The 15,935-nt window shown below is 49.8% G+C and carries 15 protein-coding genes; 10 read left to right on the top strand and 5 right to left on the bottom strand.

Going from position 1 to position 15,935, the window contains the following annotated elements; all coding sequences use genetic code 11:
• Nucleotides 1-7: 7 nt before the first annotated feature.
• A complete protein-coding gene (locus AVZ68_RS13795) occupies nt 8-187 on the bottom strand; it encodes a hypothetical protein (protein WP_059105144.1) in 180 nt (59 codons plus the stop codon).
• Between the two features lie 133 nt (nt 188-320).
• On the opposite strand from AVZ68_RS13795, the gene AVZ68_RS19915 reads away from it, so the two are divergent.
• The 6 genes from AVZ68_RS19915 (at nt 321) to AVZ68_RS13820 (ending at nt 7,606) form a co-directional block, all read left to right on the top strand.
• Nucleotides 321-497, top strand: a complete 177-nt coding sequence (locus AVZ68_RS19915; RefSeq protein ID WP_245628146.1) for a YpmA family protein — start codon at nt 321-323, stop codon at nt 495-497.
• An 11-nt stretch (nt 498-508) separates the two neighbouring features.
• Nucleotides 509-1,027 (top strand): PepSY domain-containing protein, encoded by a 519-nt coding sequence (locus AVZ68_RS13800; RefSeq protein ID WP_059105145.1) that lies wholly within the window; start codon nt 509-511, stop codon nt 1,025-1,027.
• 77 nt (nt 1,028-1,104) lie between these two features.
• Complete coding sequence (gene asnS, locus AVZ68_RS13805) at nt 1,105-2,397, top strand: asparagine--tRNA ligase (protein ID WP_059105146.1); 1,293 nt, start codon at nt 1,105-1,107, stop codon at nt 2,395-2,397.
• Between the two features lie 218 nt (nt 2,398-2,615).
• Entirely contained in the window at nt 2,616-3,314 is a 699-nt protein-coding gene (locus AVZ68_RS13810; protein WP_437182697.1) for a DnaD domain-containing protein, read from the top strand.
• 12 nt (nt 3,315-3,326) lie between these two features.
• The gene (nth, locus tag AVZ68_RS13815; RefSeq protein ID WP_059105148.1) at nt 3,327-3,983 is read left to right on the top strand and encodes an endonuclease III; all 657 of its coding nucleotides are present in this window, start codon (nt 3,327-3,329) and stop codon (nt 3,981-3,983) included.
• Entirely contained in the window at nt 3,980-7,606 is a 3,627-nt protein-coding gene (locus AVZ68_RS13820; protein ID WP_082676615.1) for a dynamin family protein, read from the top strand. Before nth ends, AVZ68_RS13820 begins: the two co-directional genes overlap by 4 nt.
• A gap of 348 nt (nt 7,607-7,954) precedes the next feature.
• Here AVZ68_RS13820 and AVZ68_RS13825 read toward each other — a convergent pair whose 3' ends face one another.
• On the bottom strand, nt 7,955-10,795 hold the full coding sequence (locus AVZ68_RS13825; RefSeq protein ID WP_059105149.1) for a PBP1A family penicillin-binding protein: 2,841 nt from the start codon (nt 10,793-10,795) through the stop codon (nt 7,955-7,957).
• Nucleotides 10,796-10,825: 30 nt separating this feature from the next.
• A complete protein-coding gene (recU, locus tag AVZ68_RS13830) occupies nt 10,826-11,437 on the bottom strand; it encodes a Holliday junction resolvase RecU (protein WP_059105150.1) in 612 nt (203 codons plus the stop codon).
• Between the two features lie 170 nt (nt 11,438-11,607).
• Between recU and AVZ68_RS13835 the strand changes: the two genes are divergently transcribed.
• Complete coding sequence (locus AVZ68_RS13835; RefSeq protein WP_059105151.1) at nt 11,608-12,543, top strand: DUF2515 family protein; 936 nt, start codon at nt 11,608-11,610, stop codon at nt 12,541-12,543.
• A gap of 99 nt (nt 12,544-12,642) precedes the next feature.
• Here AVZ68_RS13835 and AVZ68_RS20595 read toward each other — a convergent pair whose 3' ends face one another.
• A complete protein-coding gene (locus AVZ68_RS20595) occupies nt 12,643-12,747 on the bottom strand; it encodes a spore protein (protein ID WP_218970847.1) in 105 nt (34 codons plus the stop codon).
• A 241-nt stretch (nt 12,748-12,988) separates the two neighbouring features.
• On the opposite strand from AVZ68_RS20595, the gene racA reads away from it, so the two are divergent.
• Entirely contained in the window at nt 12,989-13,540 is a 552-nt protein-coding gene (racA, locus tag AVZ68_RS13840) for a chromosome-anchoring protein RacA (protein WP_059105152.1), read from the top strand.
• 42 nt (nt 13,541-13,582) lie between these two features.
• Entirely contained in the window at nt 13,583-13,957 is a 375-nt protein-coding gene (locus AVZ68_RS13845) for a YppE family protein (protein WP_059105153.1), read from the top strand.
• 306 nt (nt 13,958-14,263) lie between these two features.
• On the opposite strand, the gene AVZ68_RS13850 is transcribed toward AVZ68_RS13845, so the two are convergent.
• The gene (locus tag AVZ68_RS13850; protein WP_059105154.1) at nt 14,264-14,464 is read right to left on the bottom strand and encodes a hypothetical protein; all 201 of its coding nucleotides are present in this window, start codon (nt 14,462-14,464) and stop codon (nt 14,264-14,266) included.
• 205 nt (nt 14,465-14,669) lie between these two features.
• Here AVZ68_RS13850 and ilvA point away from each other — a divergent pair, with 205 nt between their 5' ends.
• Entirely contained in the window at nt 14,670-15,914 is a 1,245-nt protein-coding gene (gene ilvA / locus AVZ68_RS13855; RefSeq protein ID WP_059105155.1) for a threonine ammonia-lyase IlvA, read from the top strand.
• Nucleotides 15,915-15,935: the final 21 nt, after the last annotated feature.

A 15,935-nucleotide genomic window follows, 5' to 3' on the forward strand; every position in this document is an offset into this window, starting at 1 on the left:
AAGGTTTTTAATCGTGATCAGCCGGCGTATCTGCTCCTTGAGCAGAGGAACGAATAAACAAATCCGGGAATGCGGTTTGTCGTATGGTCACAGGCCACGCCTCTTCACTCGAAAGAGAAGAGCGGCTAAGCAGAGAAGCAGTGCTTTTGTGCTCCTGATACCATTTGGCTAAATCGCTCTTATTCATCGTGTCCTACGCCCCCCTTCAACTGGCGTATCTTTAGTATGACCGGGGAGGAAGCAGCTATGTTTAGCAATGATTGTGGCAAGCGAACATAAATTGGAGCGCATAAGTCCCCATTAGGAAAGGACGGATCAGATTGGATGCACAAGAAAAAATGAAAGTGTTGTCTACCGTGACCGTAAACTATAGCGATGATTTCTATAAAGTGGTGGACACACTGAACCGAACCTTAAAAGACAAACAGTTAACCTTTGGGTTTTCATTGGATGAGAAAGATGAGTCAAAAATAACGCTGACGATTTATGAAGTATAGGAAGGTTTTTTATGAAAAAATGGATACTGCTTGGGAGCGGCGCCTTTTTAGTGGTGGTCATCGGACTGTTTGTCTACGGGTATCAGGTCGTCCGTGAGCCGCTTGCGGAAGGCTACGAAAATGCGAGTGCCTACTTGCAAAGCGAACATGGTTTTGCGGAAGTTGAAACCGTGAACTTTTACCATGGAAATACGGGGTACTATGTGGCAAGAGGGATGAACGAGGACGGCGAAGCGCTCATTGCTTGGATCGAACAAGACTTGTTTCGGGAGCTTCCAGAAGAAGAGGAATCAAGCGAGCCTGTCGTTCTTCCTGCTTCAGAGGGCCTCACAGAGGAAGAAGCATGGCAAGCCGCCCAGCAAGAAATTGGAGCAAGTGTTGAATTTGACGGTCTACGCCTGGGCTACGAGGACGGCGCCCCTGTGTATGAGCTTACCTACATGGACGACTCGGACCGTAAAGTCTTTTACTACATTGACTTTGCTGACGGGTCCTTTGTCAAAAACTATAGTTTAAGGACAGGACCTTAGTCTCACCGTTGACTTCCATTTTTGCCAGAGGGTATACTATTAAAGCGTTTTATGAGTAAGTGCAGGAGGGACTTTTAGTGAAAACAACCATTGCCCAAGTGGGGCGTTATGTTAATGAAGAGGTAACCATTGGAGCGTGGATTGCCGGAAAACGTTCAAGTGGAAAAATCGCTTTTTTGCAGTTGAGAGATGGAACAGGCTTTATTCAAGGAGTAATCGTTAAGGCTGAGGTTGAAGAAGAGCTGTTTCAAGCAGCCAAAGGCATCACCCAGGAAAGTTCTGTCTACGTATCGGGAACGGTTCGCGAAGATGACCGTGCGCCATCCGGCTTTGAGCTTGCGGTTACGGGGCTTGAGATCATTCACGAAGCGAAGGAGTACCCGATTACGCCGAAGGAGCACGGGACGGAATTTTTAATGGATCACCGCCATTTGTGGCTGCGGTCGAAGCGTCAGCATGCCGTCATGAAAATTCGAAACGAAATCATTCGTGCCACCTATGATTTCTTTTTTGAAAACGGGTTTACGAAGCTGGACTCTCCGATTTTAACGGGCAGCTCTCCTGAAGGCACGTCGGAGCTCTTTCATACGAAATACTTTGATGAAGATGCGTACCTGTCACAGAGCGGGCAGCTCTATGCGGAAGCAGGGGCGATGGCGTTTGGACGCGTCTTTACATTTGGGCCGACGTTTCGGGCAGAAAAATCGAAGACACGCAGGCATTTGATTGAGTTCTGGATGATTGAGCCAGAAATGGCTTTTGTGGAACATGAAGAAAGCCTGGACATTCAAGAGAACTATGTGGCCTTTATGGCGAAGTGTGTACGGGAAAATTGCCAGCTTGAGCTTAAACAGCTAGATAGAGATGGTAGCAAGCTGGAAGCGATTGAAGCCCCGTTTCCACGCATTACGTATGATGAGGCACTCACGCTGCTTAAAGAAAAAGGGTTCGACGATGTGGAATGGGGCGATGACTTTGGGGCGCCTCACGAAACGGCGCTTGCTGAGCATTACGACAAGCCGGTCTTCATTACCCATTATCCGAAATCCTTGAAGCCGTTCTACATGCAGCCAGCCAAAGGGCGGGACGATGTTGTCCTATGCGCGGACTTGATTGCCCCGGAAGGCTACGGAGAAATCATTGGCGGCTCTGAGCGAATTCACGATTATGATCTGCTCAAAGCAGAAATCAAGGCGCACAATCTTTCCCTTGATACATACCAGTGGTATTTGGATTTACGCAAATACGGTTCCGTTCCTCATTCTGGATTCGGACTCGGTCTTGAGCGTACGGTTGCCTGGTTCGCGGGCATTGATCATGTTCGGGAAACCATTGGTTTTCCGCGGCTCCTAAACCGGCTTTACCCATAAATTGCGGAAGTTGACCTATCGTTCGGGTCAACTTTTTTGCTCTAGCTGCGGCGGGTAGAAGCGTCGAGATTTTTCAGTCCTACCCGGAAATCCAAAATCAGGATTTCTCGTGCAGGCCTTCCAAAATTCGCGCTTCTAAGCAACCCGTCTCCGCTTTTCGGATTAGCTACGCCTCGAAGGGTGGTGCATGTTATACTAAACGTTCAGGGGTGGTAATGATGAATGATGTTTTTATGAAATGGGCGAATCAGAAGCATGTGACAGTCCCGCAGCTTTTGCTTGAACATTATACGGATCTGGGCATGAATGAGCAGGAATTTGCTGCGCTTCTCCATGTGCAGTTTTTTCTCGATAGCGGGGACGCTTTTCCGACACCGCAGCACTTAAGCGAGCGGATGACGCTTACGCTTGATGGGTGTGCACAGCTGTTAGGATCGCTTGTGAAAAAACAGCTCCTTGCTCTTGAAAATAAATGGGACCATAATGGCATTCTTTATGAGTACTACACGCTTGAGCCGCTTTGGGCAACGCTCATTCAGCTGCTTGAGCGCAAGGAGCAAAACGCCGAAGAGAAGAAAAATGAATCGAACGAAGGAGAGCTCTACCAGCGTTTTGAACAGGAATTCGCGCGCCCTCTCTCACCGATTGAAGCAGAGACGCTTTCGATGTGGTTGGACCAGGACGGTCATAGCACAGAGCTGATCTATGCGGCTCTCCGAGAAGCGGTCGTCTCGGGCAAGTTAAACTTCCGCTACATTGACCGGATCTTGTTTGAATGGAAGCGAAACGGCATTCAAACGGTCGAGCAGGCGAAAAATCACAGCGACCGCTTTCGCAAGCGCACACCAAAAAAAGAGACGCCATCCAAAAAGCCAGATCAAACGGTTCCGAGCTTTCACTGGCTAGAGAACTTGTAGGAGGAGGTGCTGATGCTCTCGAAAAAAGATACACAGCAGGCGCTTCAGACGATGGGAGAGCTATTTCCGGAGGCTGAGTGCGAGCTCGTGCATAACAATCCTTTTGAGCTTCTCGTGGCGGTGGTGTTATCGGCACAGTGCACCGATGCCCTTGTGAATAAGGTCACCCCGCACTTGTTTGCCAAATATAAAGAACCAGAAGATTACACTTTAGTGCCGCTTGAAGAGTTGGAGCAAGATATACGCTCGATTGGACTGTTTCGAAACAAAGCAAAGAATCTTAAGAAGCTTTCCCAGTCACTGATTGAAAATCACGCAGGAATGGTGCCAAAAACACGTGAAGAGCTGGAGGAGCTTGCAGGTGTTGGCCGGAAAACGGCAAATGTTGTCACAAGTGTGGCTTTTGGTCGGCCAGCGATTGCGGTCGACACGCATGTGGAACGTGTCTCAAAACGCCTCGGCATCTGTCGCTGGAAGGACAATGTCCGCCAGGTGGAAGAGACGTTGATGAGGAAGCTTCCAGAAGAAGAGTGGTCCGCCAGCCATCATCGTCTAATTTTTTTTGGCCGGTATCACTGTAAAGCCGCCTCGCCAAAATGTGAGAGCTGTCCACTCCTAGAGATGTGCCGAGAAGGGCAAAAGCGCTTGAAGGCTAAAGTCAGGTCATGACGAAGGCGATTTCTTCTTGTGTAGAGAAAGGAACGAATGACGTGAAATCGATGGATGTAATGCGTCCGGTGCGATGGACGGAAGAAGAGAAACAGCACGAGGCGGCCCTTGCCGCCAAACAACAGAAGCCACGTTTTGACCTTGCTTTCTGTGGTCATTTTTCCGCGGGCAAATCCACCATTGTGAACGAGCTGCTAGGCGCAGAGGTATTGCCGACAAGTCCAATCCCGACAAGTGCCAATATGATTGCCATTCAAAATGGGCCGCTTGGCGTCGCGATGACGACGGTCGCTGATCAGACGCAGCACTGGCAAGGGGACATCCCATGGGAAAAAGTGAGGGAGTGGGGAATGGACGGAGCAGGAATCAAGTCGCTCACCATTACAGCCCCTCTTTCCTTCCTGGGGGCAAGTAGCACGATATATGACACGCCAGGAGTGGACTCCACCGACCCGACGCATCAGGCGATGACGCTTGAGGCGCTTTATACCACGGATGTGATTGTTTATGTGATGGACTACAATCATGTTCAGGCGGAAACGAATTTGCAGTTTTTAAAGCAGTTAAGCGATGAAGGCAAACCGCTTTTCCTTGTCATCAACCAAGTGGATAAGCACAACGATCAAGAGCTTTCGTTTGAAGCCTTCCACGCCTCTACAGAGGAGACGTTTGGCAAGTGGGAGATTTCCTATATGCGCCTTTACTACACGAGTACGCGAAGAGAGGGGAAACACAACCGATTTACAAGCTTTTCCCGTGATATGAAAGCGCTGCTTTTCGCGGGGGGTTCTCTTGAGAAACTGAGTCGGAAACGGCTTGAGCGCAGCTTTTATTTGGCGGTTGTGAGCAGGTTGGAAAACGAACGTTTGGATCGAGAACAAGCGATTTGGGACGAGATAGAGGCGGATGGTTTCGACGTAGCGGAAGTCCAGGCTCTTGATAAACTGGAGCAGGAATACGAGCGTGCCAAAGGGGCTGCTGACAAAATGCAGCAGTCGTTTGAAGAGGATTGGGAGTCACTTTTCAGGCAAGTCACGCTTTTTCCCGCGCAGGTGATGGAAAAAGCACAAGCCTGGCTGGAATCGGCGGCCTCCTCGTTTAAAGTAGGGGTTCTAAGGTCCAAAAAGAAGACAAAGGAAGAGCGTGAAAGACGTCTCGATGCTCTCATAAACGCACTTCAGGATACAGTGGATTCACAACTTGTCTTTCATCTCCAGCGATCATTAAAAACGATCCCGCGCGAACATTTGCAAAGCAAAGAAGCGTTTGATGAGGCCGTTACGCAAGTCGCCTATACGGTGGACAGAGAATTTTTCCAGCGGCACCAACCGAGTGGAACGGTTGGGGACGCGTTTGTTTACGCGTTCGCAAAGGAACGAACCGGTGAAATTGTTAAACGGCTGCAAAGCAGAGCACATGCGGCGTTAAGGACCGGGGTTCAAGAGCTAGAGGATCATTTTGCAAGACAGGAAGAAACGCTTGCAAACTCTCTTGCGCAACTTGAAGGTGCTCGTGCGTATTTATGGAAAATGGAGGAGGAAGGAGCAGCCTATCACGAGCGTATCGGTGAACTACAACGTAAGGCAGGAGCGCTTGAGGATGGAGGCGCGTTTGAAGCACAGATAGAAGAGGAGCTGAGGAATCCGTATACGGAAGAGAATTCCAATGAGAGCCACTCGTTAGCGAAAGCGGTTCTCCCAGCCTCAAGCGTGATCGCTACGGAGTGGAAAAACGAAGAAAGGTCCTTGTCTCGGAGCGATACGAATATGGCCAACGTTCCTTTGGACAAGGCGAAACAAACGCTTGCAGCGTTTGTCGATCAACCGTGGCTGAGCTACGAGCGAGAACAGCTACTTGAGAGCCTTGAGCGTATTGAGCACGAGCGTTTCACGATCTCCTTATTTGGCGCGTTTAGTGCGGGAAAGTCCAGCTTTGCCAATGCCCTTCTTGGAGAGGACGTACTACCTGTGTCCCCGCACCCAACGACGGCGACGGTAACGACGGTGACGGCATCAACGGAGCTGCATGCGCATGGGGAGGTCCAAGTGACCTACAAGACGGCAGAGGCCCTAGATGCAGAAATTCAGGCTGTCGCGCGAACGCTCGAGGCAGGTGTAACCCTAGGTACCCTTCCGCGGATGAAAACAAAGCAGCTTAAAGCGCAAACCTCAGAGGAAAAGCACGCGCTTCACTATCTGGAACTGGTTCAGGAAAGTCTCAAAAAACACGAGCATCACTTAGGGAGCGAGGCGCTTGTTTCCTTAAAGGAATTAGGGGAGCGAGTGGCGACAGAAACGCATGCCTGCTTGATTGGGCATGTGCATATTTACTATGATGCCAAGATCACGAAAGAGGGCATGACACTAGTTGATACTCCTGGCGTGAATTCCATCCATGGACGACATACGAACGTCGCCTATGAGCACGTGCGGAAATCAGATGCGATTTTTTATGTCACGTATTACAACCATTCCTTTTCAAAGGCCGATGCCCAGTTTTTGGAGCAGCTGGCGAAAATCAACGCTCATTTTTCTACCAACAAGCTTTTCTTCATACTAAACGCAGCGGATTTGGCCAGCAGTCAAGCGGAATTAAGCGGCGTGCAGAAATATGTGTTTCGTTCTCTGCAAGCTGCGGGAGTAGAAGACCCTCGATTGTACCCGGTTTCAAGCAAAGAAGGGTTGCTTGAAAAGCAAAGCGCAGGAGAAGCGAGAAGTTTATTTGCGGTGTTTGAAGGTCGTTTGTACAGTGAGATCCTCGCCACACTAAAGCAGCTCAGTCTTTCCTTGTTCGTCAACCAATGCCGTCATTACATCGAGGTGCTAACACAAACGAGCGATTATGCTTCCTCTAACCGCGAAGTCCAAGAACAAGAAAAACAAACGCTTGAAGCAAGCACGAGGCACTTTGTAACGGAGCTTGAGAAGGAAGGAGAGCGACCGCTTGCGACAGGGGCGAAGCAGGAGACGAGCGAACTCTTTCTCTATCTGCGGGAGCGTTTACGCTACACGCTTTTCGACACGTATCTCGAGCATGTAAACGTAACAACGGTCAAGGGTTCTGGGAGAAGGGAACAGCGTTTAGCGCTTGCAACGGCGGTAAAGAACTGGCTGCAATCCGGTGCCTTGTTTCTCGATCAAGAGTTGGGCGCGACGAAAGTGAGGCTTGAGATCTCTCTTTCACAGGCTTATGAAAAATGGCTTTCTGAATGGGAGGCGACCATTCAGAAAAGCCACCCAAGCGTTCTCCTCTATGAAAAGCAGCAAGACACTTCGCTTAACCTGGAACTGCCGCGTGCACAGCTTGAGATCGGCCTGAGCGAGGATCTGAATCAGCTAACAAGTCTGAAGGCCTTTTTTGAAGGCGGGGAGTCCATGCGACTAAGAGAAGCGGTCGCAGAGAAAGCGACTGCCGTGGGCCAGGAGTTCTTACGCGAGGCTGAAGAAGCCCTTAAAGAAGCGTTACTCGTGCACGTCAGCGAGCTTTGGATAGCAGGAACGAACGAGGTCGCCCAGGCGCTAACGCGCGAAAGGGAGCGTTTAAAAGAACTTAGCGACCCCAAGCTGGCAAGACAAATAAGAGAGGAAGCGCAGCAGCTAGAACAATTGCCCTTCCCGGACTAATTAACAAAGAGCCTGCTAAAGACCGTTCGGTCACTTAGCAGGCTCTTTTGTCTAGCTGCGGCGGGTAGAAGCGTCGAGATTTTTCAGTCCTGCCCGGAAATCCAAAATCGGGATTTCTCGTGCAGGCCTTCCAAAATTCGCGCTTCTGGCAACCCGCCTGCGCTTTTCGTGTCTAGCTGCGGCGCCCACTCGCTCGAGGTTTCTTCAGACCGCCAGATCAAGCCAAGGGCGGGCTTGATCCTGCCGTTCTTCCAGAACTTGTCGCTCGTGAGCAGGGCGCCTGCGCTTTTCGAGGTCTAGCTGCGGCGGTTTTCTCATCCCGCCTGCGCTTTTCGGGTGGTAATGAAGTTACTCCTCGTTTTCTTCGGAGCCCTCTGCGTCTTCATCGGAATCAGAATTAGCGTTGTCGGATTCACTTTCATCCGCCTCCCCTGACTCTCCGTCTTCTTCAGAAGGAGAGTCAGAGTCAGACTCATTGGAACCATCTTCACTATCGTCGCCATTGGACCCATTTGAGTCGCCGTTGCCACCGTCATTCCCGTTTTCTTCGCCGGCGTCTCCTTCGCCTTCATCAGAAGGGGCTTCCGACTCATCAGACCCATTTTCGTCGTTATCAGCGTCACCGTTATCAGCTCCGTCACCGGGATCTTCTTCGGTGTCTTCGCTCTGATCAGGTTCCTCTTCCACTTCAGGCTCTTCCTCCTCAGTGGCTTCTTCTTCCGTACTTTCTTCCTCTTCCACTTCTTCGTCGTTCTCGTCCTCGTCCTCTACGACGGCTTCTGGAATAGAAGCCTCCACCGAGATGCTGTCACTTGTCAAGCTGGAGTCCGCGTCAGCGACTGCCTGCACAGTAAACGTGTACGTCTCTCCAGGTTCAGCTCCTTGAAGGGTGGCGCTAGAGTTGGTCTCGCCTGAGAGTGAACCGCTGGAAATGTTCGTATTAAAGCTGACGTCATCGATTTCATCCCCCGGATAACTCCATGTGAACGTCACCGATCCTGAATCCTCATCGTAGTCCCAGGAGACGTTGCTCGGATCGGAAATGCCGTATTCCTCCGAAACCTGGTTCGTTTCATTTCCGCGAACGAAGAGCTCCGTGCGAATTTGACTGCTTGGCGTTGCTGGGCTTGGAAGAAGACCGGTTGAGGCTTCCACCGCTCGTTCTACCACGGAATCCGGCTGTTCAAAGTCGGGGGTATCATCAGTAGAGACGCCTTTCATAACTTCGTTAAACACGCGCTGGGCAAGTTGAGTATTGCCGCTGCTATAGGTAAGGAAGTTATCCATCGTCTCCTCATTTTCCGGATTCGGTCCCCGATCGAAACCAACCCAAACGGAGGCTGTGTAATCGGTGGAGTACCCCGAGAACGAGACGCTCGGGACAGCATCACTTGGCAAGCCCAGTTCATCCCGATTATCAAAGTTCGTCGTTCCTGTTTTACCGGCAATTGGTACGTTGGAAAGGCCTTCGACAGCGACTCCGCCCGTACCACCTGAGGAACGATCAACGGCGGTTTTGAGCATGTCTGTGACCATGTATGCCGTGTAGTCTTCCATTACACGCGCGCTTTCGGGCTCCACATTGATTTCGCGGTTGTCTGGAAAAACAACTTTGCGAATCGTGTGTGGCTCGGTAAACTCACCGCCGTTGCCTAGCGCAGCAAACGCGCCCGCTAATTGTTCAGTCGAAAATCCATGGGACAATCCGCCAATCGCTCCAGCCTCGGGGCGTCCGTCATCTCCTTCATCCAGCGGCATCATTTGTTCAAGAAAGTCATAGGCATTGTCTTTGCCAACTTGTTGGAGAGCCTTCACGGCCGGGACATTCCGTGACTGAGCAAGAGCTTGCCGCATCGACATCGCGCCCTGATACCCTCCATCAAAATTGTTGACGGGTCCTTGCTCACCTTCTGAATAGTTAAACGGCTCATCGACCATAATATGACCGGTGGACAATTGCTGTTCATTAATCAGCGGTGCGTAGTCAAGTAGCGGCTTGATCGTTGAGCCCGGCTGCTTACGCTCCGTGGCATAATTAGTCACACGCTGGTCGTTTTCTTCTGTGCCATTCCCAAAAGCACGAACGGCTCCGGTGGCGGTATCGAGAAGGGTTACGCCGGTCGCAAACTGTTCGTCATCTGGAAAGTTTATGTCGTAATCCCCGGATTTCAACACATCATCCACATGGTTCTGTGCGTCGACGTCAAGTGTTGTATAGACTCTTAGTCCGGAGTTGTGAATGTCGTTGACCGTGAGCTCCTCCATCGACTCCAGTTCATCTATGACTTCATCGTAGAACGTTGAGTGAGGGTAGCTCTCCTCTCGGTTGTAGTCCATTTGTTCTTCAATCGGCGTATTTCGTGCTTCTTCGGCTTCCTCAGCGGTGATATGCCCCTGCTCTTCCATTAAGCCAATCACGAGGTTTCGACGGCTTTCCGCATTCTCCGGATTACGATGGGGGTCATAAAAGTTCGGACGACGCGGAATCCCGGCAAGGACCGCTGCATCGGCAATCGTAAGCTCATCGAGCGACTTGTTAAAATAGCGCTCTGATGCGATTTGAACCCCGTATCCGGCGGAAGATCCTAAGTTGATTTGGTTTAAGTACATTTCAAGAATCTCGTCTTTTGAGTATTGACGCTCGAGCTGTATGGCCAGATATTGCTCCTGTATTTTTCGTGTGAGTTGTTTTTCTTGACTTAAAAATAAGTTCTTTACCAGCTGCTGCGTAATGGTGGAGGCGCCTTCCGACCCAAAGCCTTCGGTGACGTTGGCGACAATGGCTCCACCAAGGCGGCGTACATCAATGCCGGAGTGATCATAGAAACGCATGTCTTCCACAGCAATAAAAGCGTTCTTTAAATGATCGGGCATATCGTGAATACTGGCATTGATTCGCGTCTCACCTGAATCGAGTGTTGAGACGCGCTCATCGTTCATATCATAAATTTGCACCGATTGGGCGAGCATGAGCTGCTCTTCGTCCAAGTCAGGAGCACCGGCGATAATTGCAGCGACTGTAATCCCACCGCCAACAACGCCTATGCCTGCGAGAATGGCGAGCACGACTAAAATTTTCTTGAAGATCCCGCGTTTACCTCCACCGCCACTTCCGCTATCCTTGTTTTTCTTTTTCACCCGCTCCTGTGCCTTTCTTCTGCCCTGTCTTGTATTTAACTCGTCTGACATTTGTACTCTTCCTTTCTGTCATTCCTATCCTCAATCCCCCGAAAAGTAAACGGTTTTTACAATTTCTAAGAAATGAATACGGGGATGAAGGCCAATCCGAACGGCATGTCCGTACTTTTGGATGGCTGATTTTGGAATTGATTTTCGTGTTTGTAGCTGCTTGTCATAGAAGTCAATCATATGAGTGGCATCCAGTAAAAACACTTCGCGCGTGGGCGAAAAGCATAAAAGGACAAAGCAAATGCCTCCAGCATGAACGACTTGGCGCATATGGTCAATTTGATGCGCATGGAAATTTTTCAGTGGAAAGGAGGATTTGTTCTTTGTCTCCTTCGCTTCAAAATCAATGTAGGAACCTTGATACACGCCGTTGTAATCGGTCGTCGACGCTTGTTTGAAATAGGCTTCGCGAATGACGGCAGCGCTTCGTTTCGGGTAGTCGACGTGGACGATTTGTACAGGAGTTGGCTTTTTATGAATGACCGCTTCGCCCTGTGCCAAGTAAAAATCGTTCGACTCGTCGATATCTTCTTCTAATCGCATACCTCGCTTCGAATAGGAGTCGCTAGGGAGTCGCTGGTTTGCTTGTCTTTTGTTCACGCTCCCCGCATACGTTTTTCCGTTAGGATAACGAATAGCCATCTTCTTCACAACCCTTGTGATTTTCTTATTCTGGTTTGCGATGAATGAGCCTCCTCTATTTGCGGGAAAGTAGAGAGAGGTTCATCACATCATTCTACCATATGTTTTCTTGCAGTAAATATGTGAGGGGCTACAGTTGATGAAAATTTCATGAAGAAAGGGGTGGGTAGATGGGTAGGGTCGGCCTGATTCGTAGGACAACCGGCTTTTATAACGTGGACAATATTGCCCGGACAAAGGCGTATGAAGCGTTTGCTAAACGGTATCCGGAGATACGCTGGGCGCTGCTCGCCGGAATGGTTTCACGCAATGCAGGCTGGAATATGACCGATTTGTGCAGAGCTCCTTATAGACAGTTGCTCTCAAACAAGCGTGCAAACGAAATTTTCAAAATTTACGAGCGAGCCAACTGGCTGATTTTTGATGATGCGTATCCGCAACTTCTGGTCTATGCAGCCTCGAAAAAGAAGGGAAGACCACTCTTCCATTTGCTTTTCCCTCTTGGTATTTCACGCTTTATGGAACGGGAATGGCAGAGATTTTGGGACGAGAGAGACGAGAGTCGACTGCTGACGGCACTCATTATTAACGAACAGGAAATGCTGCAAATGCGCTTGATGGAGAGAGCGCTCGCCGGGCAATTGTTTCATTCGGTTCTATACATTTTGGAGGAGCACGCTCATTTTAGCTTTGTGCTTCTCCCTGACGCGCGAGGGAATCTTTATGTTCGCTCTGTACGTGACTTCGCCCAGGCGCATGCCCGAATTGAACTGGGCAAGCAGCTAGCGGCTTTATTGTACCATCCAGACTGCGGGACGGAGATCGCCACTTTTGCTCGTATCACAGAACCGACCGGGTCGCGGCATGATTATGAGCGTCGACAGCCTCGGAATCTTTCGGAAAAGGCCCCGCTTTTAAGGGTTGCCTACCCGCGAATCGCTCATGGAGCCCCTCATCGTGAGGACTGGTTCTCTAATCGCTCCCAAATTGAAGACTTATTCACGCCTGTTCAGCTAAAAAGACCAAAGGACGAAAGCGCCTGGGTGCGCGAAAAAGCGTTAGAAGTACGTGCGATGGCTTGGCTACACGATAAACTTTTTTTGTAGAAAAGCGTAGGGGGGTTGGTTAACTCCTACCCGCTGGAGCTAGTCAAAAAAAAGGACAGCTCATCGGTTTCTCCGGATGAGCTGTCCTGTCTTGCTTTATTATGTCGAAGGACGATCGGGTCCCCCAAGCTTCTTGTCGCCTGTGTAACGGCTTTCGTTCTCAGGCTTTTTGTTTTCTCCTTTGTTTCCCCGTTTCTTAGCCATGCTCCACACCTCCTCTTCGGTGCTCTACTCAGTATGACAACATCCGGTCTGGTTTATGTAAAAAATAATGGACGATGTCGCAATAGGGACGAGGGGTCCGAAATATGAATTTTAGCTAAAAGCCACTAACTTTGGCGAACCTGTACTAGTTTTGTCGGAGGGAGAGGAGGTTCTAAAGGAAAGGTCGAAATGCTTCATACGCAAATCGGATAAAATCCATTATTTCTTAGGAGGGCTTAGCATGGAAGTGTTACTCAAAACAAAGGATGTTTCAGAATCCCTCGGTGTGAATCCAACGACCGTCCAGCGCTGGACGAAATTTTTTGGCATTGCTTGTGACGTGAATGATCAAGGCCACTTTCTCTATACAAAAAGCGACGTCGAGCAGCTCGCAAGCATTCATGAACAACTACAAGCCGGCAAACGAATGAAGGAAATTCGCATTGAAGGAGGAGCGGTCGAGGGAGAAGAACCAAAAGAATCCATAAGTCGCTCTCTTTCCGTACCCACGAAACAGTATGAAGCACGTCTTGCGCAATTGTTCACTCATGTCGATGAGCTTGAGGAAAAATTGGAGGCAAAGGCAGATGACGTCGTTAGCTATCAGCTTTTAAAACATCGTTCAGAACTGGACGAGATGGCAGGCTTGCTTTCTCGGCTTGAAAGTCGCATGGAGAGGATTGAAGAGAAAATGAACGAGCAAAAGGTAGGGCGAGAGTCTGCAAGAGTGCATGGGGGGGCGAAGGTAAAAAGAGGGCCTTGGAAAGCGATCGCCCAAATGCTATCGGTTTAAAACAAAGGTCGCCTTTGCTACACTAGAAGCGGAGGTGCTCTGATGACAACAAGCGAACTCACACGTCTTGCGAGCTGTACGGCACAATTGCTCGAAGCAACAGCGAGCGCGGAGTCTTTTTATATAGAAACCGTTAAGAAAGATGCAACTTACCAAGTGGACTTTTTTGGCAAGGTGAAGCCATTTGCCGATAAGGTTCAGCCGCTTGCCGCAGAGTGGCACCCTCTTGCGGCAGCGTTTGTAAGGGAGAGACAGTTTCGAGATCTCCATGTACAGCAAATTGAGCAAACGGTGGAGAATCTAGACGTCGTCGCGATCAAATCGTTTTATCCCTCTTCTGGAATGAAGCGACAGCGAGAGACCTTTAAAGCTGTGCGCTATGTGCTCACCATTGTGTTAGAAGAGCTCGAACACTAAAAAAAGGCCTCCTTTTGCGGAAGCCTTTTTTGTGTCCGACCCGCCTGCGCTTTTCGGATTGTCTAGCTGCGGCGCCCACTCGCTCGAGGTTTCTTCAGACCGCCAGATCAAGCCAAAGGCGGGCTTGATCCTGCCGTTCTTCCAGAACTTGTCGCTCGTGAGCAGGGCGCCTGCGCTTTTCGTGTCTAGCTCTGGCGGGTAGAAGCGTCGAGATTTTTCAGTCCTGCCCGGAAATCCAAAATCAGGATTTCTCGTGCAGGCCTTCCAAAATTCTCGCTTCTGTTCGACCCGCCTGCGCTTTTCGGGTTACCCTCGGTCGGCGATCATTAAGTAGGCCATGCCTACAAGCGTCCCGATCGAGAGAATGGAAAGAAGAGGGGTGAATAATCCTCCTGAATCCAGTGCACTCGCATCTTCTGACGTTTCAGCTGCAAGCACAGGCTCAAGCGGCGCTAAAAGAACGAAGAGCAGCGCAATGGCCACGGCAAAAGCTACTTTTTTACCCATACAAAAACCTCCTCAAATGCTATGTAAGAAAGAACGATTGATAGCGGTCTCAGTTTCATTATAGAGGGTCAAGCCAGCTTGCGCAACTGTTAGAGAGGCGTGCGAAAGGGTTTCGCATTCAGAGGGGAGTGTGATAAACTAAAGCCACTCATAAATACGCAGACATTTATACGTAAAGGTTTCGCGGTGAAAGGACTCTTTATTCATGACAACGCATTTACAAGATATCATTCGGGCGAATCAACAAATTAAAGATGTCGTGACGCACACACCGCTCCAAAAGGACCAATTTTTATCGGAACGTTACGGCTGTACGGTTCTCTTAAAACGGGAGGATATGCAGGTGATTCGTTCCTTTAAGATTCGTGGAGCGTTTTACCAAATCTCTAGTCTATCCAAAGAAGAGCTAGAAAGCGGCGTCGTCTGTGCAAGTGCAGGCAATCATGCACAGGGTGTGGCCTACACCTGCCAGGTACTGAAGACAAAAGGCGTGATCTTTATGCCATCGACAACGCCGAAGCAAAAAGTCGCGCAAGTTGAATTTTTCGGCAGGGACTACGTGGACGTCGTCTTAAATGGGGACACGTTTGATGATTCCTATGACGAGGCGATGGAGTACTGTGAGGAGCACGGGATGACGTTCATTCACCCGTTTAACCAGGACAAAGTGATTGCTGGTCAGGGCACGGTCGGCCTTGAGATTATGAACGATATTGAAGAGTCGCCGGACTATGTGTTCGCCTCCGTCGGCGGTGGTGGTCTGATTAGCGGGGTTGGGACGTACATAAAAAGCATTAGCCCGCGGACGAAGCTAATTGGCTGCGAGCCGAGCGGAGCTGCTTCCATGAAGGAGTCGATTCGGCAGGGAAAAGTCGTGGAGTTGGCGGAAATCAATAAATTCGTGGACGGCGCAGCGGTGAAGCGAGTGGGCGAGAAGACGTTTGAGATTTGCAAGGAGCTTCTCGATGATGTGATCCCTGTCCCAGAAGGCCAGATCTGCACAACGATTTTAAAGTTGTACAATGAAAATGCACTTGTTGCTGAACCCGCAGGAGCCATGCCGATTGCGGCTCTCGATTTCTACAAAGAGCAAATTAAGGGCAAGACGGTCGTCTGTATTGTCAGCGGTGGCAACAATGATATTGGGCGGATGGAAGAAATGCGCGAGCGCTCGCTGATTTACGAGGGGCTTCAGCATTACTTCATTATACAGTTTCCGCAGCGAGCTGGCGCCTTGCGGGAGTTCATTATCGATGTTCTCGGGCCAGACGATGACATTACGCGCTTTGAGTACACGAAGAAAAACAATAAATCAAGAGGGCCGGTGCTCATTGGCATTGAGCTGAAAAATAGCAAAGACTACGATGGCCTGATCGAACGCATGAATCAGATCGGATTTGGCTATGAAGAAGTCAACAAGAACGAAAACTTGTTCTCGCTGTTAATTTAAGGAATGAAGGAGGAGACGCGG

It is taken from the genome of Shouchella shacheensis (assembly GCF_001484965.1).
Lineage (GTDB): Bacteria > Bacillota > Bacilli > Bacillales > Bacillaceae_D > Shouchella > Shouchella shacheensis.